Annotated in this window: 25 protein-coding genes; 8 read left to right on the top strand and 17 right to left on the bottom strand. The window is 58.6% G+C overall.

Going from position 1 to position 24,097, the window contains the following annotated elements:
* Positions 1-75: 75 nt before the first annotated feature.
* Positions 76-582, top strand: coding sequence for a GNAT family N-acetyltransferase (locus SIC19_RS09005; RefSeq protein WP_075195564.1), 507 nt, complete (start codon positions 76-78; stop codon positions 580-582).
* Between the two features lie 428 nt (positions 583-1,010).
* On the opposite strand, the gene SIC19_RS09000 is transcribed toward SIC19_RS09005, so the two are convergent.
* Positions 1,011-1,235 carry a DUF2798 domain-containing protein gene (locus SIC19_RS09000; protein WP_075195517.1) on the bottom strand — a complete coding sequence of 75 codons (225 nt, stop codon included), beginning with the start codon at positions 1,233-1,235 and terminating at the stop codon, positions 1,011-1,013.
* 36 nt (positions 1,236-1,271) lie between these two features.
* Complete coding sequence (locus tag SIC19_RS08995; RefSeq protein WP_075195516.1) at positions 1,272-1,763, bottom strand: DUF2938 domain-containing protein; 492 nt, start codon at positions 1,761-1,763, stop codon at positions 1,272-1,274.
* Positions 1,764-1,841: 78 nt separating this feature from the next.
* Here SIC19_RS08995 and SIC19_RS08990 point away from each other — a divergent pair, with 78 nt between their 5' ends.
* On the top strand, positions 1,842-2,270 hold the full coding sequence (locus SIC19_RS08990) for a helix-turn-helix domain-containing protein (protein WP_127402346.1): 429 nt from the start codon (positions 1,842-1,844) through the stop codon (positions 2,268-2,270).
* Between the two features lie 130 nt (positions 2,271-2,400).
* Complete coding sequence (locus SIC19_RS08985; protein ID WP_127402345.1) at positions 2,401-3,783, top strand: MATE family efflux transporter; 1,383 nt, start codon at positions 2,401-2,403, stop codon at positions 3,781-3,783.
* A gap of 39 nt (positions 3,784-3,822) precedes the next feature.
* On the opposite strand, the gene SIC19_RS08980 is transcribed toward SIC19_RS08985, so the two are convergent.
* From SIC19_RS08980 to SIC19_RS08970, 3 genes are all read right to left on the bottom strand, one after another.
* A complete protein-coding gene (locus tag SIC19_RS08980) occupies positions 3,823-4,359 on the bottom strand; it encodes a response regulator transcription factor (protein ID WP_127402344.1) in 537 nt (178 codons plus the stop codon).
* A complete protein-coding gene (locus tag SIC19_RS08975; RefSeq protein WP_091641561.1) occupies positions 4,356-5,624 on the bottom strand; it encodes a sensor histidine kinase in 1,269 nt (422 codons plus the stop codon). Before SIC19_RS08975 ends, SIC19_RS08980 begins: the two co-directional genes overlap by 4 nt.
* Positions 5,625-5,694: 70 nt before the next feature.
* The gene (locus SIC19_RS08970) at positions 5,695-6,774 is read right to left on the bottom strand and encodes a GGDEF domain-containing protein (RefSeq protein WP_036202215.1); all 1,080 of its coding nucleotides are present in this window, start codon (positions 6,772-6,774) and stop codon (positions 5,695-5,697) included.
* Between the two features lie 241 nt (positions 6,775-7,015).
* Between SIC19_RS08970 and SIC19_RS08965 the strand changes: the two genes are divergently transcribed.
* Genes SIC19_RS08965 through SIC19_RS08955 form a run of 3 tightly spaced genes read left to right on the top strand, consistent with a single transcriptional unit; the run spans position 7,016 to position 11,049 of the window.
* Positions 7,016-7,681, top strand: a complete 666-nt coding sequence (locus SIC19_RS08965; RefSeq protein WP_185906498.1) for an ABC transporter ATP-binding protein — start codon at positions 7,016-7,018, stop codon at positions 7,679-7,681.
* A 3-nt stretch (positions 7,682-7,684) separates the two neighbouring features.
* The gene (locus tag SIC19_RS08960) at positions 7,685-9,952 is read left to right on the top strand and encodes an ABC transporter permease (RefSeq protein ID WP_227662325.1); all 2,268 of its coding nucleotides are present in this window, start codon (positions 7,685-7,687) and stop codon (positions 9,950-9,952) included.
* A complete protein-coding gene (locus SIC19_RS08955; RefSeq protein ID WP_075195509.1) occupies positions 9,949-11,049 on the top strand; it encodes a lipocalin-like domain-containing protein in 1,101 nt (366 codons plus the stop codon). The genes SIC19_RS08960 and SIC19_RS08955 overlap by 4 nt, the downstream gene beginning before the upstream one ends.
* A gap of 1 nt (position 11,050) precedes the next feature.
* On the opposite strand, the gene SIC19_RS08950 is transcribed toward SIC19_RS08955, so the two are convergent.
* The 8 genes from SIC19_RS08950 to SIC19_RS08915 all read right to left on the bottom strand — a co-directional run bounded on the left by SIC19_RS08950 (position 11,051) and on the right by SIC19_RS08915 (position 18,843).
* Complete coding sequence (locus SIC19_RS08950) at positions 11,051-11,776, bottom strand: proteasome-type protease (RefSeq protein WP_127402342.1); 726 nt, start codon at positions 11,774-11,776, stop codon at positions 11,051-11,053.
* Positions 11,777-11,868: 92 nt separating this feature from the next.
* The gene (locus tag SIC19_RS08945) at positions 11,869-12,654 is read right to left on the bottom strand and encodes a transglutaminase family protein (protein ID WP_036202229.1); all 786 of its coding nucleotides are present in this window, start codon (positions 12,652-12,654) and stop codon (positions 11,869-11,871) included.
* The gene (locus SIC19_RS08940; RefSeq protein WP_036202232.1) at positions 12,651-13,589 is read right to left on the bottom strand and encodes an alpha-E domain-containing protein; all 939 of its coding nucleotides are present in this window, start codon (positions 13,587-13,589) and stop codon (positions 12,651-12,653) included. The genes SIC19_RS08945 and SIC19_RS08940 overlap by 4 nt, the downstream gene beginning before the upstream one ends.
* Complete coding sequence (locus SIC19_RS08935) at positions 13,583-15,016, bottom strand: circularly permuted type 2 ATP-grasp protein (protein WP_091641618.1); 1,434 nt, start codon at positions 15,014-15,016, stop codon at positions 13,583-13,585. Before SIC19_RS08935 ends, SIC19_RS08940 begins: the two co-directional genes overlap by 7 nt.
* A gap of 214 nt (positions 15,017-15,230) precedes the next feature.
* Positions 15,231-16,439, bottom strand: a complete 1,209-nt coding sequence (locus SIC19_RS08930; protein WP_075195508.1) for an ammonium transporter — start codon at positions 16,437-16,439, stop codon at positions 15,231-15,233.
* Positions 16,440-16,662: 223 nt separating this feature from the next.
* A complete protein-coding gene (locus SIC19_RS08925) occupies positions 16,663-17,580 on the bottom strand; it encodes a MotB family protein (protein WP_041333542.1) in 918 nt (305 codons plus the stop codon).
* 2 nt (positions 17,581-17,582) lie between these two features.
* Positions 17,583-18,359: a flagellar motor protein PomA gene (pomA, locus tag SIC19_RS08920; protein ID WP_126810812.1), complete on the bottom strand. Its 777-nt coding sequence runs from the start codon at positions 18,357-18,359 to the stop codon at positions 17,583-17,585.
* 64 nt (positions 18,360-18,423) lie between these two features.
* Entirely contained in the window at positions 18,424-18,843 is a 420-nt protein-coding gene (locus SIC19_RS08915; protein ID WP_075195505.1) for a YkvA family protein, read from the bottom strand.
* Positions 18,844-18,878: 35 nt separating this feature from the next.
* Between SIC19_RS08915 and SIC19_RS08910 the strand changes: the two genes are divergently transcribed.
* Positions 18,879-19,706 (top strand): fructosamine kinase family protein, encoded by an 828-nt coding sequence (locus SIC19_RS08910; RefSeq protein WP_127402341.1) that lies wholly within the window; start codon positions 18,879-18,881, stop codon positions 19,704-19,706.
* 9 nt (positions 19,707-19,715) lie between these two features.
* Here SIC19_RS08910 and SIC19_RS08905 read toward each other — a convergent pair whose 3' ends face one another.
* From SIC19_RS08905 to SIC19_RS08890, 4 genes are all read right to left on the bottom strand, one after another.
* Complete coding sequence (locus SIC19_RS08905; RefSeq protein WP_127402340.1) at positions 19,716-20,195, bottom strand: DUF6231 family protein; 480 nt, start codon at positions 20,193-20,195, stop codon at positions 19,716-19,718.
* Positions 20,196-20,293: 98 nt separating this feature from the next.
* Positions 20,294-21,043, bottom strand: a complete 750-nt coding sequence (locus SIC19_RS08900) for an SDR family oxidoreductase (protein ID WP_041333548.1) — start codon at positions 21,041-21,043, stop codon at positions 20,294-20,296.
* A 32-nt stretch (positions 21,044-21,075) separates the two neighbouring features.
* Positions 21,076-22,197 carry an alkene reductase gene (locus SIC19_RS08895; protein ID WP_091641572.1) on the bottom strand — a complete coding sequence of 374 codons (1,122 nt, stop codon included), beginning with the start codon at positions 22,195-22,197 and terminating at the stop codon, positions 21,076-21,078.
* 75 nt (positions 22,198-22,272) lie between these two features.
* Complete coding sequence (locus tag SIC19_RS08890) at positions 22,273-22,860, bottom strand: TetR/AcrR family transcriptional regulator (RefSeq protein ID WP_091641575.1); 588 nt, start codon at positions 22,858-22,860, stop codon at positions 22,273-22,275.
* An 89-nt stretch (positions 22,861-22,949) separates the two neighbouring features.
* On the opposite strand from SIC19_RS08890, the gene SIC19_RS08885 reads away from it, so the two are divergent.
* Complete coding sequence (locus tag SIC19_RS08885) at positions 22,950-24,062, top strand: S-(hydroxymethyl)glutathione dehydrogenase/class III alcohol dehydrogenase (RefSeq protein WP_127402339.1); 1,113 nt, start codon at positions 22,950-22,952, stop codon at positions 24,060-24,062.
* The last annotated feature ends 35 nt before the right edge of the window (positions 24,063-24,097 follow it).

Genomic DNA, 24,097 nt, shown 5'->3' with positions numbered 1-24,097 from the left:
CAGTGGACACTCCTAGCCTATACTTTGGCAAGTCGGCCGCAAAACAAGGGCGGTAATCCGTTTGAGAGGCCCGGTTTGAATATTGAAGTAATTAATGAAAAATCCGGTGATGATGCAAAAATACATCAGGTTACAGAGCAGGCCTTTTTAAGCGCGCCTCATACTGATCATACCGAGCAATTTATTGTAGATGCCCTTCGCCGTGCGGGAGCGCTGACTATCTCTCAAGTGGCTAAAGCTGATGGGAAAATTATTGGTCATGTTGCGATTTCGCCGGTCACTCTTTCAGGTGGTACAACCGGCTGGTTTGGGCTTGGGCCAATATCTGTTCTTCCTGAACATCAAGGGCTTGGTATTGGATCAAAGCTAATTCAGAGTTCTCTTGCCGCACTTGAGGCAATGGGTGCATCTGGTTGCGTGGTGCTCGGTGACCCTGGTTATTATGGTCGCTTCGGATTCAAGGTTGTAGATGGGCTGGTCTTTCCCGGTGTGCCTACTGATTATTTTCAGGCGCTATCGTTTTCTGGCGAGTTCCCAAAAGGGGAAGTGTCGTACCATGAGGCATTCTCAGCCCAGGGTTAACAAGGTTAAGCACAGCGCAGCTTTTTCGTTGCGACTTCGCCTCCACTATAAAGTTGCGCGTGTTGGCGTCGTTGCGGGCACTTATGAAATCAGTCAAAGGCAAAATTACTCTCATTGATCGTTTGGCTTTCGCGTTTTTCGGCGCAGTAAGTTCCTTCGTGACTGGAACCCTTATATACGCAGTAGTGGCTTACGTCATCACGGAATTCAATAACGGCGTGCTTCCACCTTTTTATCCTGTCTTCGTCTTTACGGTAAGCATGAGTGTGTTGGGCTTTGTCACTGCCAACGATTACATATTTAGAATTCTTACGGGGCTTTGGCGTTTGCTCGGCAATGTGGGCAACGGAATTGGCCCATAACAAGTCACAGCACCGGCCGCCACTGGCGTGACGCAAAGCTCTTCGTCGTGGATTGAAACTCACTATTCAAGCGGTCAGTCGCCCAACGATCCGCCGCACCCACGGCGCCACAATCGCGACTGTCGGGAAGGCGATTGGCCAGGTTGTCAGGCAGCTTTTGAGCCACTGTGCAGCGAAACCGGAATGGAGCCCCTGCGAGGTCGCAAGAACAAAGGCGGATACGATACAGACCATGATGGCCGAGAGCATGGCGCTGAATAAGATTGGGGCAAATCGTGCTGGAATATGCATTCTGTTCTCCTGGATATCGTTTGCTGACTGAGATGTTCACAGTGACTGAGTGATTTGGGTGACCCAACCGGATACGAATAAGCCGAGACCAAACACTGTGTGCGTTATCAGGCTCTGCAGTCGCGCTGCCGTTGGGTCTTTTGATCGGGAGGCGGCAAATCCCGCGCCCATGCCCGGTTGCATCAGCAAGAACGGGGCAGCCACGGTTCCGATGCCAACGGCGAGTGCAGGACCAATCGTTGGGTTATCAATCCAAGACTCACCCCAGATACCAATGAGTAAGGCAGCGAAGGCCGTGCCAATCAGATAGTGGGCTACCCACCCTATGAAGTGTTCCGCGCGCCTGGGAGACGATGCTGCAATAGAGTCGTGGCGAAATTGCCCGTGAGCCATATGGGCAATCCAGCGTCCTACCATCCCGTAGTTTGGGGGCGGAATGCCTAGCAGTGTCTTGCGTACGATCCCCCACAAGTCCGTTACAGCCGTCGCTCCGATGCCGATGAATACGATAAAAAGTAGTTGGTTCATAACTCTTCCTTTATTCCTCTTGATTTCGCGTTGTTGAGATCGTACAACTTCAAGTCAACTTGAGGTCAAGGAGTGTTTATGGATATCGCTGAAGTCGCTAAACGGTCTGGCGTGCCTGCGTCCACGTTGCGCTTCTATGAAGAGAAAGGGCTAATCAGCTCCATTGGCCGACAAGGGTTGCGCCGGGTTTTCAACGACAGCATATTGGAGCGGCTGGCGTTGATAGCGCTGGGACGTGCGGTGGGGTTTTCACTCGATGAAATCGCCCGCATGATTGGGTCGAAGGGAAATCCGAAGATCGACAGGGAACTGCTGGTGAGTAAGGCCGACGAACTGGATCGGACCATTCACGAATTGGTAGCGATGCGCGATGGTCTTAGGCATGCCGCGATTTGTTCTGCGCCCAGTCATATGGAGTGCCCCAAGTTTCGCCGCCTGCTGGGATTGGCGCAAAGTGGGGCGATTCGTAGTAAAAACACGGGAAAACTGCCGCAAAAGCGGCGCTGAGGAATCCTGGGTGTTGTTTTCAGCAACCGATAGCCCAGGAGCAACCTACGCCCCCCAAAAGGCGTTCGGGGAGGACTGCAAGCCAGCCCCGGCTTGTTAGTATCTGGCAATACCCTTTCCGGAACGGCCTATGGTCCCCAGTTCAGGCCCCGTGCGCCAGCGGTTGATGACCCTGGCCTGGCCCATCATTATCCAGTTCTATCTGTTTCAGCTCACCGGCGTGGTGGACAACCTGATGGTGGGTCAGTTCGGTGAGCAGACCATCGCAGCGCTGGGAATCTGCCTGCAGCTGAATTTCCTGGTGGTGCTTTGCTACGCGGCCTTGACCGAGGGTGGCGCCGTGATTACCGCCCAGTTGCGTGGCGCCCGGAAGCACGCCGAGATCCGTGAGACCCTGGCAACCCTGCTGACCGCCGGCCTGTTTACGGGCGTGGCCATTGGGGCTCTCTATATTGTCTTTGGCGAGTCGCTTCTGGCTTTGCTGACTACGGACCTGTTCCGTGCTCCGGCGGAGCGCTCCGGGCTGCCGGGCATTGGCTATGGCTATCTGTGGATCATCGGGCTGGGGTTGCCTGCTCTGGTAATTGCCCATGTGGCCATGTATGTGCTCCAGTCCCTCGGCAACACCCGCACCCCCATGCGACTGGCCCTGTATGGCAATGTGCTTAACGCCCTTGGTAACTACCTGTTGCTGTTTGGCGGTGCCATTCAGGGCGTAACCGAGCCCCTGTTTCCGCCTCTTGGGCTTCCCGGTGTTGCAATCGCCACTGTTCTGGCGTGGCTGTTTCAGGCGATGTTCATGCTACGCGCCGTTCTCCGCCATCCGGCGGTCAATGCCCGGGTAAGGGATGTCTCCGGGCTGGCGTGGCAACGGCTCAGGCGAATCCTGTACCTGGGGTATCCGCTGTCCGTAGATGGTTTTCTGTGGCAGGGGTCGGCGTTCATTTACACCATGATGTTTAACCGGGTGGGTGCGGAAGCTTACGCGGCCTTTTTGGTGGCGTCGATTATTCGTGGGTTTTCGCTGGCTCCGGGTGTCGGATTGCAGCAGGCCGTTAGCATTGCCCTGGGGGAATCGCTGGGCGGCCGGCATCCGCAGCGGGCACGAGCCTACACCGCCATGGGTATCCGCATGGTGTTGCTGGTGCTGCCGTTGCTGACATTGATCGTGGCATTGCTTACCCCCTTGTTTCTGCAGTTCTACGAAATCAGCGATTTAACCCGGGAGCGGGTGATCTGGATGGTGGCCCTGAGCGTTCTTTACAGCGGTGCCACGGCGTTAACCATGATTATTCCGGGCATTCTGAGGGCCGGTGGCGATACCCGCGCACCGATGGTGATCACCCTGATTGGCTTTGCCGGTGTCGGGGTGCCCGTGGCCTGGTATTTTGGGCTCTATCTTGGGTTTGGCCTTTGGGGTGTGTTTGCCGGCTTTGTTGCGGATGAAGTGGTGAAAGCCGTTATCATGGTGATCTACCTGCAGCGTGAAACCTGGCTACGGCGCCTGGCCTGACGCCGTTTAACCCGCACCCAACGCTGCGTGTTCATAGCATCACTGATTCCGCCAGCGGGAATGCTTCTGAAGCTTCCGTTGCAGGGTTCGCCGGTGCATGTTCAGCGCCCGGGCCGTTGAGGATACATTGCCGTCGTGCTCGTTCAGCACCCGTTGAATGTGTTCCCACTCCATTTCCTCCACCGTTGGGGGTTCTTCACGGGTTGCCGGTGGGCCGTCCAGTGGGCTGAAACCGGCCGTCAGTTGGCTCAGTGTGACCGGTTTGCACAGGTAGTTGACGGCACCCCGGCGCATGGCTTCCACGGCGGTGGCGATGCTGCCATATCCCGTCAGTACCAGCACCTCCAGTTCGGGTTGAAGGGCCAGCAGCTCCGGCAGTAATTGCAGGCCGCTTTCGCCGGCCAGGTTGAGATCCAGCACGCAGCGATGAAAGGTCTGTGATTCCAGTGCTGCTATGGCCTCCAGACGGTTGAGGGCACACGTGGCCTCGATGTTCTGGCGCTTCAGGGAACGCTGTAGCACCTGCACGAAGGCTTCGTCATCGTCGATCAGCAACCAGGTCGACTGGCCGTTCATTCCGCCTCCTTGTCGCCCTGGGTATGGGCTTGCGCTTGTGGCAGGTCGATGATCATGGTGGTGCCCGTGCGGTCGGCCCTGGCTTTGAGGGTGCCGCCGTGGCGCTGGATGGTGGCGTTGGAGAGGAACAGCCCTACGCCCAGGCCATGTTCGGAGTCTACAACGCCATCGCCGGCGGTGTTCTGCAGTGAGAGTTCCAGACCCTTGCCATGATCCTCAACCACGATTGCGACCCGTCCCTCGTCGCTGTCCCCCGCGCTGACCGCGACCCACGATGGGCTGGCCGTCAGGGCGTTGGCCAGAAGGTTCAGTATGGCTTGGTCCAGGGTGGCATCCACGGCGACGGGCTGGTCGGGGAATGGCGCCTGCCAGTGGATGGGCGACGCCGGCCACAACAGCGTGGCTGACTCCCGCAGCCGCATCATCCAGAAGTGCAGCGGAAGGATTTCCTGCTGCGCGGCCTTGGCCTGCATGGCGGCAGTAGACAGTTGGTGCAGGTGGTTGCTGCAAAGGCCCAGTTGCTTCTCCATCAACCCAAGGTCGTCTGCAAGCGAAGGGTCGGTGTGCACGGATTTCATTTCGTCCACCAGCAGGGCCATGGTGTTCAGCGGCGTACCCAGCCGATGCGCCACCGCCGCGGCGGACAGGCCCAGGGCAATCACCTGTTCATCCCTGAGCCGGTTCTCCCGGAATTCGGCCAGTTGTCCCTGTTTCTGTCGCAACCGACGGGCCAGTGAGCCAACCACCAGCAACAGCATGGTGGCAGTGATGGCAAAGGTGGCCCACATGCCCATCAGGTGCAGTTGGGTCAGGTTGGCGTTGTGATGTTCGTGGGTAAGCGGCGTGTGCCACAGCACCATGGCGGTGTAGAAGCCAAAACCGATGACCGTCAGAGCAATGCTTTCGCGCAAGGGGACCAGGATGATGGCAACGGCAATGGGAAGCAGCAGCAGCGAGACAAGCGGATTGGTATAGCCTCCTGTGAGGAATAGCCAGGCGCTGATCAGGAAAAGATCCAGGGCGAGCCCGAGGCTGACCGTAACCGTCAAACGGGGAGGCCGGCGGGTAAACCAGAGCCAGCCAAGGGTTGCCAGTACGGTGTAGAGCAGGCAGATCAACAGGGCTTCTGGCCGATGGGCCAGGGTGACCATGGTGTCGGCGATGGCAACGGCGACCAACTGAATGACCACGATGGCCAGACGCATGGTGAGAAGGTAGCGCGCCGCCTGTTGAAAACCGGTTTGTGAGTGAGTCAGCCATTCCATGGCATGCATTCTAGCGGGTTTTCGACGGTGCTACTGCGGGAATGTCTTCAGTCGGATGCGGCATTCTGTCTCATGCGCGGTGGGTGTCTGACTCCAGCGGTTCCAGAAGGCTGGCGGTTGTCTCCGCCGGGATGATCAGATTGCGGCCCCGGTCCTTTGCTTCGTACAGACGTTTGTCGGCTTCTCTTACCAACTGGCGCAGCGTTTCGCCGTCTGGCCCGAACTCCGCGACGCCACCACTGAGAGTCAGACGGATAACGTCGTTGTTGACGGTCAATGGGGTAGAGGCGACCGCAATACGGATTTTTTCAGCCACCTCCAGGCCTTGCTGGCCATTGGTATTGGTCAGCAGTATGCCAAACTCTTCCCCTCCCAGGCGTGCCGCCAGATCGGTTGCACGCAGGCATTCCCGGAAAATACGGGCAACGTGTTGCAGGGCCAGATCGCCGGTGTCGTGGCCATAGCGGTCGTTGACCTCTTTGAAATGATCGAGGTCGAGCGCGAGCAGGGTCATCGGCGTGTTATAGCGTCGGCTGCGCTGTTGCTCCCGTTTGAAGATGTCACTGAGCCTGGCCCGGTTGGCAAGGCCGGTGAGGGTGTCGGTTTGGGCAATCTTGAGCAGTTGGCGCTGTGACTGTTCCCGGGTCACTTCGTAGACGTGGGAGAACACCAGAATGCACAGGGAGATGACGGCAATGTTGGCAACTGGCAGCGCTTGCATCATGGCCGGCTCGTCGTGATACCTGAGCAGGAAAATAATGCCGGCGACGCTCATATAGAACACGGATATAGCCAGGCCAAGTCGACGGCCCATCAGTAGGTGAGAGACGATCGGAATCAGGAGCACCCAGGCGTGTACGGTGGCCGAGGCTCTGGGGATGGTCATGGCGAACATCATGGCGGTGAAAAACGGGATGGCGTAAGCAATGATCCAGCGCTCAAGATGCTGTGTGTTGCGTACCGCCCTGTAAACGAGAATGGCGTATGCACCCATTGCGAGTTCGACGATGGCTAACGGATAACTGCCTGTGAGCAGGTTGAGCATGGCAAACAGGGCGCCCCCGAGCATGGTGAGAACCAGCAACGCCTTTAATACCGCCTTGCGATAGGGGCGAGCCAGGGCTTTCAGGGGTTCTTTGTAGCTATCCATGAGGCGAGATCTTTGGTGGCCCGGTAACTCAATGTATCCAGGCGGTAAAAATATGTAGGTAATGTAAGCACAAGTAAAGAGGGGCGAATTAGATCAGATTTTCAACAAAAAAGTGAGGGGAGTTAAGACTAAAGTCGTAGCATTTCTGCCTCTAAATCCAAATTCACCAACGTCCCGGCCCGGATCCATAAGGGCATTCGGGTTGTATAGTACTTAAAGATACTGTCCAGCGGAGCGCATGATGGGAAGTCCGGTATTGGCCGTTGAAGGGTTAAGTAAAGGTTATATCAGCGGTCGCCAGCGGGTGTCCGTGCTGGCGGATCTGTCCCTGTCGGTTTGTTCGGGGGAGTCCCTGGCGGTTGTGGGACGATCAGGTTCCGGTAAGAGCACTTTGTTGAACCTGTTGTGTGGCCTGCAGACACTGGATGACGGACGCATCGCCGTCGCGGGTGAGTCCTTTGCAGCAACTGGCGCAGGCGCCGAAGTGCGCTGGGCAGAACTCCGCCGGCGCACCATTGGCGTGGTGTTCCAGGACGTTAATCTGATGCCCGCGCTCTCGCTGCTGGACAACGTTCGCCTGCGCTCCCATTTGGCCGGCCACGCTGCTGGCGGCGAGCGTGAGTGGCTGGAGCGCCTGGGTGTGGGGGCCGAAGCTGACCGTTACCCGGATCAGGTGTCGGGTGGCCAGGCCCAGCGAGCGGCGCTGGCCATGGTATTCGCCATGGCTCCGGCGTTGATTCTGGCGGACGAGCCCACCGGCAGCCTTGATCGTCACACCGCTGATGAGGTGGCGGACTGCCTGTTCACTGTGCAACAGCAAACCGGTTGTGCACTGGTCCTTGCTACCCACGACAGGGAGCTGGCGTCCCGCTGCGACCACTTGCTTGATCTCAGCACGACTGTTTGACCAATGATGCTTGCGCGCGCCTTCGTCAGCCACTACCGCCGCCACCCCATCCAGCTGTTGGCTCTGGCGTTGATGATTGTGCTGGCAACCATGCTTTGGACCGGGGTGACGGTACTGACCGACCAGGCCCGCAATAGTCTGTTGCAGAGCGAGAATGCGGTGGCGGCTCGCGCTCATGTGATTCGCTCGGATGGGCGACCGGTGGGTGTGGATGACTTTGCTGCCCTGCGTATGGCCGGCGTGTGTGTGGCGCCCTGGCTGGAGCTGCAGCGACCGCCGCCGGAAGGGCGGGTGATCGGCATCGACCCGCTGGCGATGGGGTGTTTCGGTGACACTGGCCTCGGCAGTGGTGCCGACACGTTGGATGGTGCGCCTTTCCTCGATATCAGCGAGGCCGCAGAACTTTCGAAAGAAGGGTACGGCAGCCGGCTTTACCTGCTGACGCGGGATGAGAACCGTGATTTGCCAACCGGTTATATCCTGCGTGAGTTTTCCATGGGCCCACCCACCGGTGAACTGGCGGACAGTTTCCTGCTGAATCTGGATGCCCTGAGCCTCCTGGTGCTTCTGATTACGGGCCTTCTGGTGCGCAGCGTACATCGATTGGGGATTGCTCAACGGCACGGCAGCTTTTCCCTGCTGCACCGGTTCGGAGTGCCTCGCCAACGGATAACGCAGTGGCTGACCTTGGAGCTGTTGGTGCTGACCGGTATTTGCGTTGTGCCGGGGTTATGGTTGGGGGCAAAGCTTGCCGGGATGCTGGGTAGCGGTTTCGGCCAGGCCCTCGACAGTCTGTTTGATGTGGCCGTCTATGCCGGCGCTGAAGAAGCGCTGCCCTGGAGGGCCGCCGCCATCGTGGTCTTTCTGGTGCTGGCGGTCTGTCTGGTGGACTGGGTGGTCCCGGCGCATTGGCGGGCGATGGCTGGCCAGGGCCGGGGGCGAACGATTGCCTTCCTGATGTTTCTGGTCGGGTTGGTGGGGGTTGCCCTGGCCCCGGCCCTGGCCTGGGTCTTTGTCGCGACGGCGATGGTGTTTGCGGGCGCCGGTTGGCTGACACCTGGATGGTTGGCGCTGCTTGCCCAACGGCTTTCCAGTCGCACCGGCTCACAAAGAGAAGACCCACTTGCCCGCTGGCGGCAACGGGAACTGGCGGTGATGTTCCGGCACCTGGCGTTGCCGGTGGTGGCACTGCAATTTGCCATGGCCACGGTGCTGGCGGTGCAGGCGTTGGTGACGACCTTTGAGGGCACCTTCGAAACCTGGCTGGCCCAGCGCCTGGAAGCGGAGTTCTATGTGGAGGTGCCTGCGAATGCAGACGCCGACATGGCGGCTGCGCAATTGCAGAGCCTGGACGGCATCGGGCCGTGGCATCGTGTGATCCGTGGCCAGGCACACATTGCGAGGGCGGATTCCGGGGGGCAACGCGGCCTTGGCAATGAGCGTATTGCGGTGGACCTGTTTGCCCTGATGCCAATCAGTGATCTGGTGACAAAATGGTCTCTGTTGGAAAGTGTTGAGGAGCCCTGGCAAAAGCTTGAGACCGATAGCGTAATGATCAATGAGCAGTTGGCCCGGCGCTACCGGCTTGAGGTGGGCGACACCCTCGACATCAGATTAGCGGATACCAATCGCAATGCAGAAGTGGTGGCTATCTACGCCGACTACGGGCGGCCTGCGGGGGAAATTCTGATGGCCGGTTCTGCGCTGCCGGCGGCTTTCAAGCCCCACTTCCAAAGCTTTTCGGTGACACCCGGCGGCGTGGCGATGTCCGACATCCGCGGGCGCCTGTCGGACACTTGGCAGACGTCGGAACTCACCATCAGGGACAACAACAGCATCCGGGCCCTGGCGTCGAAGGTCTTCAGTCAGACGTTCCTGCTTACCCGCGCCATCAGCCTGTTGACCTTGTTGCTGGCGGCGATGGCCCTGCTGATTATGGGATGGGTCTTTTTCATTACCCGGGTGAAATACTTTCAACTGCTGGGCGTTTGGGGACTGCCTGCATCGAAGGTCAGGCGTCAGCTCCGGCGCCTGTCGGTGGCGCTGACCCTCACGGTGACCATTGCTGCGCTACCGCTGGGCGTGTGGCTGACCTGGGTGCTGGTCAGTCGCATCAACCCGCTGGCTTTTGGGTGGTCATTGCCGATGGACCTGTACCCGTTGTTCTGGATTGAACTGGGTTTGGTGGCCGTGGCGACAGGGCTGATAATCGCCCATCTGATGCGCCGGCAGCTTGGCCACATGGACAGCATTAAACAGGTGGAGCCATGAATATCCAAACCGGCGTTGTTGCCGGCCTACTGGCGGTCGTCCTTGCGGGCTGTACGGATTTGGAGAACGACACCGGATTCGCCGGGCTTGCGCAGCAGACAGGCGAGGTGGAGCAATCGCAATTCCAGCAGCCGGAGCCAGGCGACACCCTGATCTTTCCCGAGGACTGGGGGCCCCATCCGCAACACCGTATTGAATGGTGGTACCTGACCGCTAACCTGGAAACCCAGGACGGCAGACCGCTGGGGCTGCAGTGGACACAGTTCCGTCAGGCTTTGAAACCGCGACCCGCCAATGCGGAACCACCAGAGGCCAGTGCCTGGCCCCTGGACGCGGCGTGGATGGCACACGCCGCCGTGTCATTTGAGGGTGAGCACTGGTTTGAAGAAAAGCTGGCCCGGGGTGATTTGGGGCATGCCGGGGCCAGGGCGGACCCGTTACAGGTATGGCTGGATGACTGGCGGCTGGTATCGCAACCGGATTCCGAACAGTGGCATTTGCAGGTTGAGGGCGGTAACTGGCGCTACGATCTGCGCCTGAGCAACACCGGCAAACCGGTACCCCATGGGAAAAACGGGTTCAGTGCCAAATCCGCCAGTGGCGAGGGCTCAATGTATTTCAGCCTGGTGGATCTGCACATTGAGGGTACGGTGACCCTTGGCGATGAAACCCTGGCCGTTTCCGGCAAGGGCTGGTTCGATCGCGAGTGGAGCAGTCAGTTCCTGAAGGCTGGCCAGCAGGGCTGGGACTGGTTCGCCCTGCATCTGGATGACGGCCATAAACTGATGGCGTTTCGCCTGCGGGAAGACCAAGGCGCCTTCGTGTCTGGCAGCTGGATAAACGCCAATGGGCAGGTTGAAACGTTGAACGGAAACGACATCAGCCTGAGCCCACTCGACTGGCAATCCTCGCCGCAGGGCAGGGTTCCTGTGGAGTGGCGCCTGCGGATGCCACAGCAAAACGTGGATGTACAGGTTGCCGCGCCGCCCGGCGACTACTGGAACGCCGGGCTCTACCCGTATTGGGAAAGCCCGGTGACGGTGACAGGTTCCCACGATGGTGTGGGGTATATGGAACTGACCGGTTACCGCAACTGAGCTAGCGGATCGCCGGCGGCTGCAGACCGCTGATCAGTTCCTGGATGCCCCGGTGCCACTGTTGGCGGAGTTGGTGGAAGTAGTCGTTGTGTTCGTCCACCCGGTCGACGAAGCAGGGCTTCAGTTCGTTGTTGCGGTATATGGCCACATCCAGCGGCATCCCCACCGACAGGTTGCTCTTCATGGTGGAGTCGAAGGAAATCAGGGCGCACTGGTAGGCCCGGTCCAGTGAGGAATTGTAGTTCACGACGCGGTCGAGGATGGGCTTGCCGTATTTCGACTCGCCAATCTGGAAATAAGGCGTTTCTTCAGTGGCTTCAATGAAGTTGCCTTCGGGGTAGATGTTGAACAGGCGTACCTGTTCGCCCCGGATCTGGCCGCCCAGTATCAGTGAACAGCTGAAGTCCACATGGTTCACTTTGCCCTCGGGGTTGTCGCGGTGAATAACCTCGCGGATGGTTCTGCCGACAACCTCTGCCGTCTCGAACATGGAGGCGGTGGAGAACACATTGGGGTCTTCGGAGCCGGCGCGGTTTTCCAGCAGGCTGATCACGCTCTGGCTGGTGGCCAGGTTGCCCGCCGATAGAATCACCAGTTCCCGTTCCCCCGGCTGTTCGAAGACATGCATTTTGCGGAAGGTCGAAATCTGGTCAAAGCCCGCGTTGGTGCGGGAGTCGGATGCGAAAACCAGGCCGTCGGCCAGGCGCATCGCCACACAATAGGTCATGGGGCTACCCTCGGGTCGTACTGAATGCGCTCAGTTTACCCGTTTCTGCGCAGAAAGCATGGGGCGGCGTGTGGAATTTGCACAGCTTTTTGTTACTGGCTTTCCCCGGCCATGGTGACCCAGGCACGGGTCTGCAGGTGCTCCATGCCGCCGCCGCTGCGAATGCCCCGCACGGGTGCTGCATCCCGGTAATCCAGTCCGGTTGCCAGCTTGATATGGCTTTCAGCAACATTGAGCAGGTTCACCACATCAAAGGTATGCCAGTTGTGGCCCAGCCAGGCCTCGGCCCAGGCGTGGGTGGCCAGGTGGTCATCGCTGAACGTGTGGATGTAACCGCTGACATACCGCACCGGCACCCCAATGTGGCGGCAGCAGGAGATGAATACATGGGTATGGTCCTGGCACACCCCCGCCTTCTGCTGGAAGGCCTCGGCGGCTGTGTGGGTCACCGTGGTGACGCCGGGCGTGAATTCGATGTGCTCGAGGATACGATTCATCATGCGCACCAGGCTGCGCTTGTTGGCGGAGAACTGGCTGGCGAAGGCTTTGATGGCTTTGTCGGCGTCGGTTAACGGAGTGTGGCGCAGGAACACCTCGGGCGGAAACGGTGAGTCGTCCTTGGTTAATGGTTTGCCCGTGAGATCAACCACGCCCTCCGCCGTCAGGGTGATCTCCCTGGTCGCTTTGTCCATGGTCATGACGGTAACAATATTGCCGAAGCCGTCTGTCATCTGGCTGGTTTCGCCAGGGGCACTCAGGTGCCACTCCAGTATCTTCTGCTGGGGTGTGTTACGGGGTGTCAGGCGTAGATACTGGATGCCTTTGTGCATGGGTTCGTCGTAGCTATAGGTGGTGTCATGGCGGATATTCAGCTTCATTGTTTCCACCCCATGTAGTCTTTCTGGATCTGGCCGGCGATGCGTTGGATGCGTTGCAGGAAGTCGGTCAGATACTCATTCAGGCCGCGCTCGGCAATGTACTCGCGGTCGCCGTAGCGGATGTTGGCATACAGGCTTGTGGCCAGGCGCCGGGCCCGGCGGGCCTCGCCGCTTTCGATCTGCTCCAGCAGATCCGCGATTTCCTCCAGGCAGGCGTGGAGCGAACGGGGAACATCCGGTTTGAGAATCAGCAGTTCGGCCACATTCATCGGTTCGATATTGTGGCCGTAGGTGTTCTGGTAGGCCTCAAAGGCGGCCAACGAGTGCAGCAGCGCCGTCCATTCGAAGAACGACTGGGTGGGGTGCCCTTCCAGGGATTTGGTGGCCATGTGGTGGCGGATGTTCAGCACGCGGGCGGTGGCGTCTGCACGCTCGATAAACGTACCCAGGAGCAGGAAATGGAAGGCGTCATTGCGCAGCAGGGTGCCATAGGCTGCACCACGGAACACGTTTGAGCGTTCGCGGGTCCAGTCAAACACCCGGCTGGCGTTGGATTCGGTCACCCCTTTATGGCGTAGTTCCTTCAGCTCCATCCAGGCCAGGTTAATACTCTCCCAGACATCTGCGGAGAGATTGCCTCGCACGTGCAGGGCGTTATCCCGGGCGCTGCGGATTACACTGAACACACTGGCAGGGTGGCGGTCGTCCAGAAGCAGGAAATCAATCAGGTTCTGGGGGGTGATTTCCGGGTAGAGCTCGTGAAAGGTTTCGCGGCTACCGGTCACCAGCAATGGCACGGATAGCTGTTCCTCGCGGTCTTCGGGAACGTCGATCAACGCCATGGTGAGGCTGACGTCCAGCAGACGGGCCTGGGTTTCCGCCCGCTCAAGATAGCGGGCCATCCAGAACAGACTTGATGCAGCTCGGCTCAGCATTCCTCGCCCTCCAGTACCCAGGTGTCCTTGGTGCCACCGCCCTGGGACGAATTCACCACCAGCGACCCTTCTTTCAGGGCCACCCTGGTCAATCCACCAGGTACCATCTGCACTTTCTTGCCCGAAAGCACAAAAGGCCGCAGGTCGAGGTGTCGGGGCGCTACGCCTTCGTTTACAAACGTCGGGCAGGTAGACAGGCTCAGTGTGGGCTGGGCAATGTAGTTGTCTGGCCTGGCCCGCAACAGCGAGCGGAAATGGCTCAGCTCTTTTTTGCTGGCCTTGGGGCCGATCAGCATGCCGTAGCCACCAGCGCCCTGGGTTTCCTTGACCACCAGGTCTGGCAGGTTGTCGAGGATGTACTTGAGGTCTTTTGGCTTGCGGCCCTGCCAGGTGGGGACATTTTTCAGGATCGGTTCTTCACCCAGGTAGAAACGGATCATCTCGGGTACGAAGGGGTAAATGGCCTTGTCGTCGGCGACGCCGGTGCCCATGGCGTTGGCAAGCACCACATTGCCGGTGCGGTAGGCTGCATAGAGCCCGGGTACACCCAGCATGGAATCCGGGTTGCCAGCCAGCGGATCGAGGAAGTCGTCGTCGACCCGCCGGTAAATCACGTCCACCTGCTGGGGGCCGACGGTGGTCTTCATGTAGACCTTATTGCGCCGTACAAACAGGTCCGCCCCTTCCACCAGTTCGATACCCATCTGCCGGGCCAGGAAGGCGTGTTCAAAATAGGCACTGTTGAAACGGCCGGGGGTTAGCACGACTACGGTAGGGTTGGGATTTAGCGACGCTGCGCGCAGTGTTTCGCCCAACAGGGCCGGGTAATGTTCAACCGGTGCTACCGGGGCCTTGGCAAACAGTTCTGGAAACAGGCGCATCATCATGCGCCGGTTTTCCAGCATGTAGGAGACACCGCTGGGGCAGCGGAGATTGTCTTCCAGCACGTAGAAATCGCCGTCGTTGTGGCGGATCAAATCGATGCCGGCTATGTGGGAATACAGATTACGTGGCAGCTTGAGGTTTTGCATGCCGGGCTGGTACTGGGGGTTGGCGAATACCTGTTCAGCACTGATGACACCGGCGCGAATAATCTCGAACTCGTGATAGATATCGAACAGGAAGCGGTTCAACGCCTGCACCCGCTGGCGCAAACCAGCTTGCAGACGTTGCCAGTCGCTGGCGGAGATTACTCGTGGGATCAGATCAAACGGGATAAGCCGTTCGGCCCCCTGGTCTTCGCCATAGACATTAAAGGTGATGCCCAGGCGTTGGAACAGCACGTCTGCCTCGCGGCGCTTCTCGGCCAACAGGGCTTCGTCGGATCGGATCAGCCAGTCCTCCAGCATCCTGCAGCTGGGTCGTACCCGATTATTCTGGTCGAACAGTTCGTCGTAGATACCCTCGGGTGGGGTTTGTATCAACATAACCATGACCCTCTCCTGAACACGCCGTCCACCGGATGTGGGCGGTCGGTATTCAGCCATTCCCATGATGTAAAGGAACAGCAAAAGGCAGGCCACTCTGGCGGCAAACCGTGGGTTTATCACCGGAACGGGTTATTTAAGAAAAGGCCAGACGGAGGGAAGTGTCAATAAAAAGCATTGCCAGCCGCCGGGAAAGGCGGCTGGCGGGCAAGGGTTATTCCAGGGACGTAGCGCCAATGCGGTGAATACTGACATCCGCACCGTTGAATTCCTCTTCTTCTGTGAGACGCAGGCCGGAGATGGCGTTAACAATGCCGTAGACGATCAGGCCGCCGACAAAAGCCACCACAACACCGGCAACCGCACCGATGATCTGCGACATCAGGCTGACCCCGCCCAGGCCCCCGAACGCTTCCTGGCCAAAGATGCCGGCGGCAATGGCACCCCATACACCGCACACACCGTGCAGGGGCCATACACCCAGTACATCGTCCAGGCGCTCAATCTTGTCCTGGGCCCACTCAAACATGTACACGAAGATGGCGCCGGCGATGCCACCGGTAATCAGCGCACCGACCGGGTGCATCAGGTCCGAACCGGCGCACACCGCCACCAGGCCGGCGAGCGGTCCGTTGTGGATGAAGCCCGGGTCCTTGCGGCCGACCAGCATGGCCACCAGAACGCCACCCACCATGGCCATGAGGCTGTTCACCGCCACCAGGCCGCTGATGCCATCCAGGGTCTGGGCGGACATCACGTTAAAGCCGAACCAGCCGACGGTGAGAATCCAGGCGCCCAGCGCCAGGAATGGAATGTTGGAGGGGGCAAACGCCACCACGCGGCCATTGCGGTAACGGCCTTTACGTGCGCCCAGCAGGAGCACGGCGGCCAGGGCGATCCAGCCGCCCACGGCGTGCACCACGACCGAGCCGGCAAAGTCGTGGAAGGCTGCACCAAACTGGTTCTCCAGCCAGGCCTGGAAGCCGTAGTTGCCGTTCCAGATCATGCCCTCGAAGAAGGGATATACAAATGCCACGATCAGCCCGGAGGCGATAAGCATGGGGTAGAACTTCGCACGCTCGGCGATACCGCCGGAGACGATGGCGGGAATGGCGGCGGCAAAGGTCATCAGGAAGAAGAACTTGACCAGGTCATAGCCATTTGCGGCCGTTAGCTCTGAAGCGCCGGCCATAAAGTGGCTGCCGTAGGCGATGTAGTAGCCAATGAAAAAATAGGCCACGGCGGAGATGCCGAAGTCGGTCATGATTTTTACCAGAGCATTCACCTGGTTCTTGTGGCGCACGGTGCCGACTTCCAGGAAGGCGAAGCCAGCATGCATGGCCAGTACCATGATGGCACCGATCAGAATGAACAGTGTGTTGGCGCTTTCGGTCAGGGTATGTACTGCACTCGTGATGTCCACGGGTTGGTTGCTCCTGATTTTTTGGTTTTATCCACCTGTCACGGGCGGGTTGTGCATTGATAGCGTGCACACCAAGCAAGGAGTGTTCCATTTTGAGGCAAATTCAGAGCGGGTAGTCGATTAGGTGATTTTCCGCTCTGAAATTGGGCGGGGTTGAGTTGAAGGCGGGGTGTTTGCGCTCTTTAATGGTGCATTAATGGGCCGAGTGCACCAATATGGCCGTCTACCACAGTAATTCGTCCTGGTCGGAGTCGTCGGAACTGCGGGAATCCGGTGCAGCAGACACATCGGCTTCGGGGTTCATGAGTTCCCTTAACCGCATCTCCTGTTCCTCGATCGGTCCGGACAGATCGATAATGATTTCCACCCGGCGATTTTTGGCGCGGTTCTCCGAAGAGGTGTTTGGTACTCGTGGCTCGGTATAAGCGAGACCGGTGACCGCCAGCCGGGCAGGCTTCAGATTACCCTCGGCGAGGAGCGCATTGGCAACCGCTGCCGCCCGGGCGGCGGATAGATCCCAGTTGCTGTAGAACCGCTGCGTACGGATGGGAACATCGTCGGTATGGCCTTCGATGGTCAGCTTGCCGGGGATCTGCACCAGTATGTCGGCCATTTCCAGCAACAGACCTTCAAACTCCCAGGTCAGGTCCGCCGAACCGGAGGGAAACGCCCCCTTCTCCTCAACGCGAACAATGATTCTATGATTGTCCTGGATGAGGTTGACCCGGCCGTCTTCGATGGCTGTCTCAAGAACCGATCGAACCTGCTCCAGGGTCTTCTCGAGCTCTTCCTGGATGGCGGATTCCACAGCCACATCCGTAGGGCTTTTCAGGGTTTCCAGTTCGGGCTGCTCGTCGGTGGTTGTCTGTTTGACTTCGTTGACGACGGTGGGCTCGGGCGGTGCCGGAGAAAACTGATCGAAAATCGGGCTGGTGCCCATGGGTACCTCAAGGACGGGCACCTCGCGCTGCACACCAAACGCTTTCGACAGTTCACCAGCGATCTGTTTGAACTTCTGTGCGTCGATCTCGGAGAACGACAACAGCAGGACGAAAAAGCACATCAGCAGCGACATCAGGTCCGCGAATGTCACTACCCAGGCGGGAATGCCCGCTTTTTCCTCTTCTGGTAATTCGTCCATGGCTAAACGCCTGCGGTCTCGGCTTCTGAGTTTTTCTCACGTTCTTTCGGGGTCAGGTAACTCGACAGCATCTGTTCGATAATCCGCGGATTGGTGCCTTCCTTGATAGCAACCAGCGCATCAATATAGAGCGATTGCAGACGCGCTTCCTCAGTCATTCGCAGCGAGAGTTTGTCCGCGATGGGGGTGGCGATCATGGTGGCAATCATTGCGCCGTAGAGTGTGGTTAGCAGGGCAACCGCCATGGCAGGACCGATGGATTTCGGGTCTTCCATGTTGGACAGCATCTGCACCAGCCCGATCAGGGTTCCGATCATCCCCATGGCAGGGGCCACATCGGCCATTGCCGTAAAGACTTTTGCGCCAGACCGGTTGTGATCCAGCGTCAGTAGGCGCTCCTTGGACAGCAGGTGTTTGATGGTTTCAGCATCCTGGCCATCGACCAGCATCTGTATTCCCTGGCCGAGAAACGGCGAGCCAACTTCGCGCTCTTCCAGGCCGAGCATGCCTTGCTTGCGGGCAACATTGGCTACCTCAATCAGTTCATCAATGCTTTCACGGGTGTCCGGCAAACGGAATTTGAACGCTCGAGCGGCCACTTTGAAGGCGCTGAAAAACTGGTGGAAGCTGAATTTCGCCAGCACAACCAGCATGGTGCCACCGACCACAATCAGTATGGAGGGGGGATTGATAAAAACATCCGGCGACACGCCAAGAATGACGGCTGAGGCTATAAGCAGGATGGCCCCAACAAGGCCGATCAGGGTGGCAAAATCCACATTAGCTCCAAAGGGTTTTGTGATTCAGAGGGCTTTCGAAGATTAACGGTAGTCCACTATTGAATCAATCGCTATCCGTAAGCGTTTGTGTTTCTATTTTAAGATCTTTCCACGCTGCGTAACGAAGCAGGTCGGATTCCACCAGGGCCAGGCATGCGGCCACCACACCGGCGTCGTCCAGCAGGCCGAATCCCAGCAGCAGGTCCGGAATCAAATCCAGGGGATTGAGTACGTAAACAAGGGCACCGGCGATCGCCGCAATGCTTTTCCAGGGTACTTCGCGATAGTTGCCCTGCCAGTAGTCCCTGAGCATGGAAAACATCAGCCGGATGTCAGTGCTGAACCGGCTCAGTTTGCCACTGTTCCTGACTTTGTCCTCGATGGCCTGCTGGCGGTCGAGCAGGGCGCCCACATCTCTGCGGTGAACCTTGTCCGCCTCTTGATTCAACTGTTCGTTTGCCGTGCGCTTGCTAAAACCTGTCATCGGGCTATTCCTGTGTGGGATGGCCTTGCAGCTCCATGATCCATGAAGCCTGTGACAAAGCCAAGGATGTTTGCGAGGCGATTTCCGATCATGGTTATACTGGTGGCATGACCGATTACGTGAAACAGAATCCTTCGTCCTTTCCCGATGCGCTGTTGTGCGAAGCCCGCGGCCTTGAGGTTTTGGCAGACACTCTCAAGGCGGCTGGTGTCAGCAGAGTGCATGTGCCGGAGGTGAAAGCCGTATCAGCCCGCGAGCTGGTGATTCCGAAGATCCATCCTGGCCCGGCGGGCGAGGAAGCCATGGCCGCACTTGGTGAGGGCCTGGCGCAAATGCATGCGGTACGTCAGCCCGAGTACGGGTTTGACGCCGATAACATGATTGGGATGTCACCACAGAAGAACCGCCTGACGGACGATTGGGGGGCGTTTTTCCTGAGAGATCGACTGGGTGTGCAGGTAGGCATGATCCGCAACGACCATGTCCGGAGAGAGTTTGAAACGGTGCTTGAGCGTCAGGGCGACAAGCTTGCCCGGTTTCTGAATGCGCATTGCGAACACCCAAGCCTGCTCCACGGCGACCTATGGTCCGGGAATGTCCTGTTCGACAGCACCGGGCCATGGCTCATTGATCCCGCGGTTTATTACGGTGACCGGGAGGCGGACATTGCCATGACAGAGCTGTTTGGTGGCTTCTCCTCGGCTTTTTATCGTGCCTATGACCGGGTCTACCCCAGAACGGATGTCTACGACACCAAGCGGGCCATCTACAATCTGTACCACACCCTCAATCACTACAACCTTTTCGGGGCATCCTATCTGAGCGCCTGTCGCCACAACCTTGACGTGGTGGCCTCGCTGTAAGCGTGGTCGCTACCACCAGGCCTTGTCCCACATTTCCGGATTGGCCCAGTTGTCGGGATTGTTCCAGGCGCGTTTGTGGTTGTAGCTGTCGATGTTGTAGGTGTAGAGCGTGAGAGGGCTCTCTTCGTCACCAAGCTCAGCCTGCCGGCGGAATCCCAGCCCGATGAAATCCGTAAACGACCAACCGGGGCAGTCTTTCACCACAACGGCAATCTGGTGGGTGCCGTAGTTGCGCAGTTGGCCCAGCAGTACTTGGCCCTCGTCGTGGTTCAGGTGTTCGAGCGTGTTGGTCACCAGGGCCAGGTCCTGGGTCTCGGGCAGAGGGAAGGCATCGTTGGGGGCGCTGGTATCCAGGGTGGTCATGGCCGACTCGCTGTGGTGCCGGCACCAGTGATCCCCAACCTCACCAGCGATCTCGCCGCAAACCACCAGTGTGGCCGGTTGGCAGGTATCGATAATGCGGGCCAGGGCCTGCTGCACAGTGGTCATGTTTGGTGTGTCCGTCTGGAATGGAACAACCAGTATCACACCCGCCTGTCGGCGGCATCAACCAGATGCACGCCGACAGCGTTCAGCAAGCAACAGCCTTAGAGCTCCTGAGCCGTTGGCCGCAGGATAATTTCGTTGATATCCACGTCCGCAGGCTGTTCGATGGCATAGACGATGGCCCGCGCCACCGCATCGGAATCAATCGCCACCTTGTAGAGTTCATCCGCTGCCTGTTTGGCGTTCGGGTCAGTGATGGTGCTGGTCAGCTCGGTGTCGATGGCGCCCGGTGAGATATTGGTGCTGCGGATCTCGTCGCCGGCTTCCATGCGCAAGCCTTCAGACAGCGCTTTCACCGCGTATTTCGTGGCGCAGTACACAGCGGCACCGGGGAACAGTTTGTGTCCGGCAACGGACGACAGGTTGATCACATGCCCGCTGTGTTGCTCCCGCATGGTCGGCAGCACAGCCGCGATGCCATACATCACGCCTTTAATGTTGACGTCCACCATCTGGTCCCACTCATCAACCTTCAAAGCGTCCAGCGGTGCCAGTGGCATCAGGCCGGCGTTGTTGATCAGTACGTCGATCCGGCCGAAGGTTTCTTTCGCGGTGGCAGCCAGTGACTCGACCTGGTTTCGGTCAGTCACATCGGTCACCTTCCAGGTGACTTCAGCACCCTCGGCTTTCAGGTCTTCTGCCAGTTTGGACAGGCGGTCTTCGCGACGGGCCGCAAGCACCAGCCGGGCTCCTCGCGCTGCCAGGCGGCGGGCAGTTGCCTCACCCAGGCCACTGCTGGCGCCGGTGATAATCACGACTTTGCTATTGATTGGGTCGTTGGTATTGCTCATGGTTTGACTCCTTACTCGTGTGAAAGTGATGTTCAGACGCTGGGTTCAAGTTCCTTCAGCGTCGGGTAATCGGTGTAGCCGCGCTCATCGCCGCCGTAGAAAGTGCTGTCATCCCATTTGTTCAGTTCCGCATGCTGGCGGAAACGCTCGGGCAAATCGGGATTGGCAATGAACGGACGGCCAAAGGTCACCAGATCACAACGGTCATTGCCGATCCGTTTGCGAGCTTCCTCAGCGGTGTAGGCGCCGTTGGCGATGTAAGTGCCGTGGAATCCAGCCTGGATGGCATCGATCACCGATTCCGGGCGGCCGTTCGCATGGTTGCCCTGGAACGAGTCTTCCACGACCTCGATGTAGCTGATGCCCAGGTCGTTCAGCCGCTTCGCGAATTCACCAAAGGTTTCGACCGGGTCCTCGTCGTACATGGCGTTGAAGCTGCCGGTCGGGCTGACCCGAACGCCGACATTGTCCTTGCCCCAGACGTCGATCACGGCCTCGATCACCATCAGTGGCAGGCGCATCCGGTTTTCAACGGAGCCGCCAAACTCATCACTGCGGTGGTTGCTGCCGCTCTTGAGAAACTGGTCCAGCAGGTATCCGTTGGCGGCGTGTACTTCAACGCCATCAAACCCGGCCGCTTTGGCGTTCAGCGCGCCCTGGCGATACTGCTCCACGATGTCCGCCATTTCGCCGGCTTCAAGAGCTCTGGGCTCGGGCACGTCCACCATGCCGGAGTCGGCGCTGATGAAGGTCTTGGCGCCCTCGGGTTTGATCGCCGATGGTGCTACAGGCTTGTTGCCATCCGGCTGCAGCGCCGTATGGGAAATTCGGCCAACGTGCCAGAGCTGCATGTGAATGCGTCCGCCCGCCATGTGCACCGCACTGGTGACCTTGCGCCAGCCCTCAATCTGCTCCTCCGAGTGGATGCCTGGCGTGAATGCATAGCCCTTACCCTGAGGTGACACCTGGGTTGCTTCGCTGATGATCAGTCCTGCACCGGCACGCTGCTGATAGTACTGCGCGTTCATGTCGTTCGGTACGTCTCCAGGTTGGCTGGAGCGCGAACGGGTCAGGGGAGACATCAGAACGCGGTTGGGCAGCGTCAGGGTGCCGAGATCGTGCGGTTGAAACAGTGCGTCGTTTACGTTGTTCATTGATCACTCTCCTTGAGGATTAACTGAGTGTAATTAGACCAGTCTACTAGTAATGACTGAAAAAAATGTGGGCGTTCAGTGAAGGCCAAGACATTGGCGGAAAAAGACCCGCACAAACCGCTCCATGGGCTCGGTAGACTTCAGAACCTTGGCTCTGAGAATGGCGCCTTCCCAGCCGGAAAGCAGAAAGCTGGCGACGTCGGCAGGGTCGATGGATGCATCGATATCGCCGGCCTGACGAGCCTCTTCAACACAACGCTCAAAGCGTTTTTCCCAACCCTGAAAGACGGTGTCGAGGCGTCTGCGGAAGGTTTCGTTTTGCCCGGCCAGCTCCTGGCCAAGATTGCCAATCAGGCAGCCCCGGGTGAATTCGCAGCTGGTCATGGTTTCCAGACCAGTGTCGAAGTAGGCCCTAAGGCGGTCCACCGCCGAGCGGGTGTGGTCGTTCAGAATCCGATCCAGCTTGGTGTCGTATTCCTGCGCAAAGGTGTCGATGACAGCCAACCCGAAATCGTTCTTGCTGCTAAAGTAATGGTAGAACGACCCTTTGGGTACACCGGCGGCGGTCAGCACGGCATTGATGCCCGTCGCGCCGAAGCCTTTTTGACCAATCAGGTCGGCGCCGGTGTGGATAATGTGATTGCGGGTGTCGTTCGATGTCATGGCTGGTATATTAGACCGGTCGTCTAGTAAGCGTCAAACCCGTAAAACCCGAGACATTTTATTCCGAACCACGTTCAAGGAGTCTGCCAGTGATCAAATCCCGTGCTGCGGTGGCGTTTGCCCCCAACAAACCGCTGGAAATTGTGGAAGTGGATGTTGCTCCGCCCCAGAAAGGGGAGGTGCTGGTGCGTATCGTTGCCACCGGCGTCTGCCACACGGACGCCTACACGCTGTCCGGCGCCGATTCCGAAGGGAATTTTCCGGCCATCCTCGGCCACGAAGGCGGCGGCATTGTTGAGGCGGTTGGAGAAGGTGTCACCTCCGTCGAAGTGGGTGATCACGTGATCCCTCTTTATACCGCCGAATGTGGAACATGTAAGTTCTGTACGTCCGGCAAAACCAACCTGTGTGGTTCCGTGCGCGAAACCCAGGGCAAGGGAGTGATGCCGGACGGTACCTCCCGTTTCTCCTACAAGGGTGAGCCTGTCTATCACTACATGGGGTGCTCCACCTTCTCTGAATACACGGTATTGCCGGAAGTTTCCCTGGCGAAGATACCCAAGGATGCACCACTGGACAAAGTCTGCCTTCTGGGCTGTGGCGTCACTACCGGTATCGGCGCGGTGCTGAACACAGCGAAGGTGGAAGAAGGCGCGACGGTCGCTATCTTCGGTCTCGGCGGAATCGGCCTGGCGGCGATTATTGGCGCCACCATGGCCAAGGCCAGCCGCATCATCGCCATCGACATCAACCCCGGCAAGTTCGATATCGCCAGACAGCTGGGTGCCACGGACGTAGTGAACCCCAAGGACTACGACAAGCCGATTCAGGAAGTCATCGTTGAAATGACAGACGGCGGTGTGGACTACTCCTTTGAGTGTATCGGCAACGTCAACGTGATGCGCTCAGCCCTGGAGTGCTGTCATAAAGGCTGGGGTGAATCCATCATCATCGGCGTGGCCGGTGCCGGTGAGGAAATCAGCACCCGGCCGTTCCAGCTGGTTACCGGCCGGGTCTGGAAAGGTTCTGCGTTTGGTGGCGTGAAGGGCCGGACGGAACTGCCCGGCTATGTCGAAAAGGCCGAGAAAGGAGACATTCCACTGAACGTGTTTATCACCCACAACATGCCTCTTGAGGACATCAACGAGGCGTTTGAGTTGATGCATGAGGGGAAGAGTATTCGGACGGTTATTCATTTTTGATAAGGCATAAAACCACCCTTCCAGTCTGGGCAGGG

It is taken from the genome of Marinobacter sp. MIT930201 (assembly GCF_047122665.1).
Lineage (GTDB): Bacteria > Pseudomonadota > Gammaproteobacteria > Pseudomonadales > Oleiphilaceae > Marinobacter > Marinobacter salarius.
The sequence above is the reverse complement of the archived record's forward strand: the minus strand, read 5'-3'. Positions and strand labels throughout refer to the sequence as shown.

Bases quoted from the DNA above. Each gene is read 5' to 3' on its own strand.
- SIC19_RS08980 (WP_127402344.1), bottom strand. From the start codon at position 4,359: ATGAACGGCCAGTCGACCTGGTTGCTGATCGACGATGACGAAGCCTTC.
- SIC19_RS08970 (WP_036202215.1), bottom strand. From the start codon at position 6,774: ATGGATAGCTACAAAGAACCCCTGAAAGCCCTGGCTCGCCCCTATCGC.
- SIC19_RS08985 (WP_127402345.1), top strand. From the start codon at position 2,401: ATGGTCCCCAGTTCAGGCCCCGTGCGCCAGCGGTTGATGACCCTGGCC.
- SIC19_RS08955 (WP_075195509.1), top strand. From the start codon at position 9,949: ATGAATATCCAAACCGGCGTTGTTGCCGGCCTACTGGCGGTCGTCCTT.
- SIC19_RS08965 (WP_185906498.1), top strand. From the start codon at position 7,016: ATGGGAAGTCCGGTATTGGCCGTTGAAGGGTTAAGTAAAGGTTATATC.
- SIC19_RS08895 (WP_091641572.1), bottom strand. From the start codon at position 22,197: ATGAACAACGTAAACGACGCACTGTTTCAACCGCACGATCTCGGCACC.
- SIC19_RS08935 (WP_091641618.1), bottom strand. From the start codon at position 15,016: ATGTTGATACAAACCCCACCCGAGGGTATCTACGACGAACTGTTCGAC.
- SIC19_RS08975 (WP_091641561.1), bottom strand. From the start codon at position 5,624: ATGGAATGGCTGACTCACTCACAAACCGGTTTTCAACAGGCGGCGCGC.
- SIC19_RS08960 (WP_227662325.1), top strand. From the start codon at position 7,685: ATGATGCTTGCGCGCGCCTTCGTCAGCCACTACCGCCGCCACCCCATC.
- SIC19_RS08900 (WP_041333548.1), bottom strand. From the start codon at position 21,043: ATGAGCAATACCAACGACCCAATCAATAGCAAAGTCGTGATTATCACC.
- SIC19_RS08940 (WP_036202232.1), bottom strand. From the start codon at position 13,589: ATGCTGAGCCGAGCTGCATCAAGTCTGTTCTGGATGGCCCGCTATCTT.
- SIC19_RS08945 (WP_036202229.1), bottom strand. From the start codon at position 12,654: ATGAAGCTGAATATCCGCCATGACACCACCTATAGCTACGACGAACCC.
- SIC19_RS09000 (WP_075195517.1), bottom strand. From the start codon at position 1,235: ATGCATATTCCAGCACGATTTGCCCCAATCTTATTCAGCGCCATGCTC.
- SIC19_RS08915 (WP_075195505.1), bottom strand. From the start codon at position 18,843: ATGACAGGTTTTAGCAAGCGCACGGCAAACGAACAGTTGAATCAAGAG.
- SIC19_RS08990 (WP_127402346.1), top strand. From the start codon at position 1,842: ATGGATATCGCTGAAGTCGCTAAACGGTCTGGCGTGCCTGCGTCCACG.
- SIC19_RS08925 (WP_041333542.1), bottom strand. From the start codon at position 17,580: ATGGACGAATTACCAGAAGAGGAAAAAGCGGGCATTCCCGCCTGGGTA.
- SIC19_RS08910 (WP_127402341.1), top strand. From the start codon at position 18,879: ATGATCCATGAAGCCTGTGACAAAGCCAAGGATGTTTGCGAGGCGATT.
- SIC19_RS08890 (WP_091641575.1), bottom strand. From the start codon at position 22,860: ATGACATCGAACGACACCCGCAATCACATTATCCACACCGGCGCCGAC.
- SIC19_RS08905 (WP_127402340.1), bottom strand. From the start codon at position 20,195: ATGACCACTGTGCAGCAGGCCCTGGCCCGCATTATCGATACCTGCCAA.
- SIC19_RS08950 (WP_127402342.1), bottom strand. From the start codon at position 11,776: ATGACCTATTGTGTGGCGATGCGCCTGGCCGACGGCCTGGTTTTCGCA.
- SIC19_RS08995 (WP_075195516.1), bottom strand. From the start codon at position 1,763: ATGAACCAACTACTTTTTATCGTATTCATCGGCATCGGAGCGACGGCT.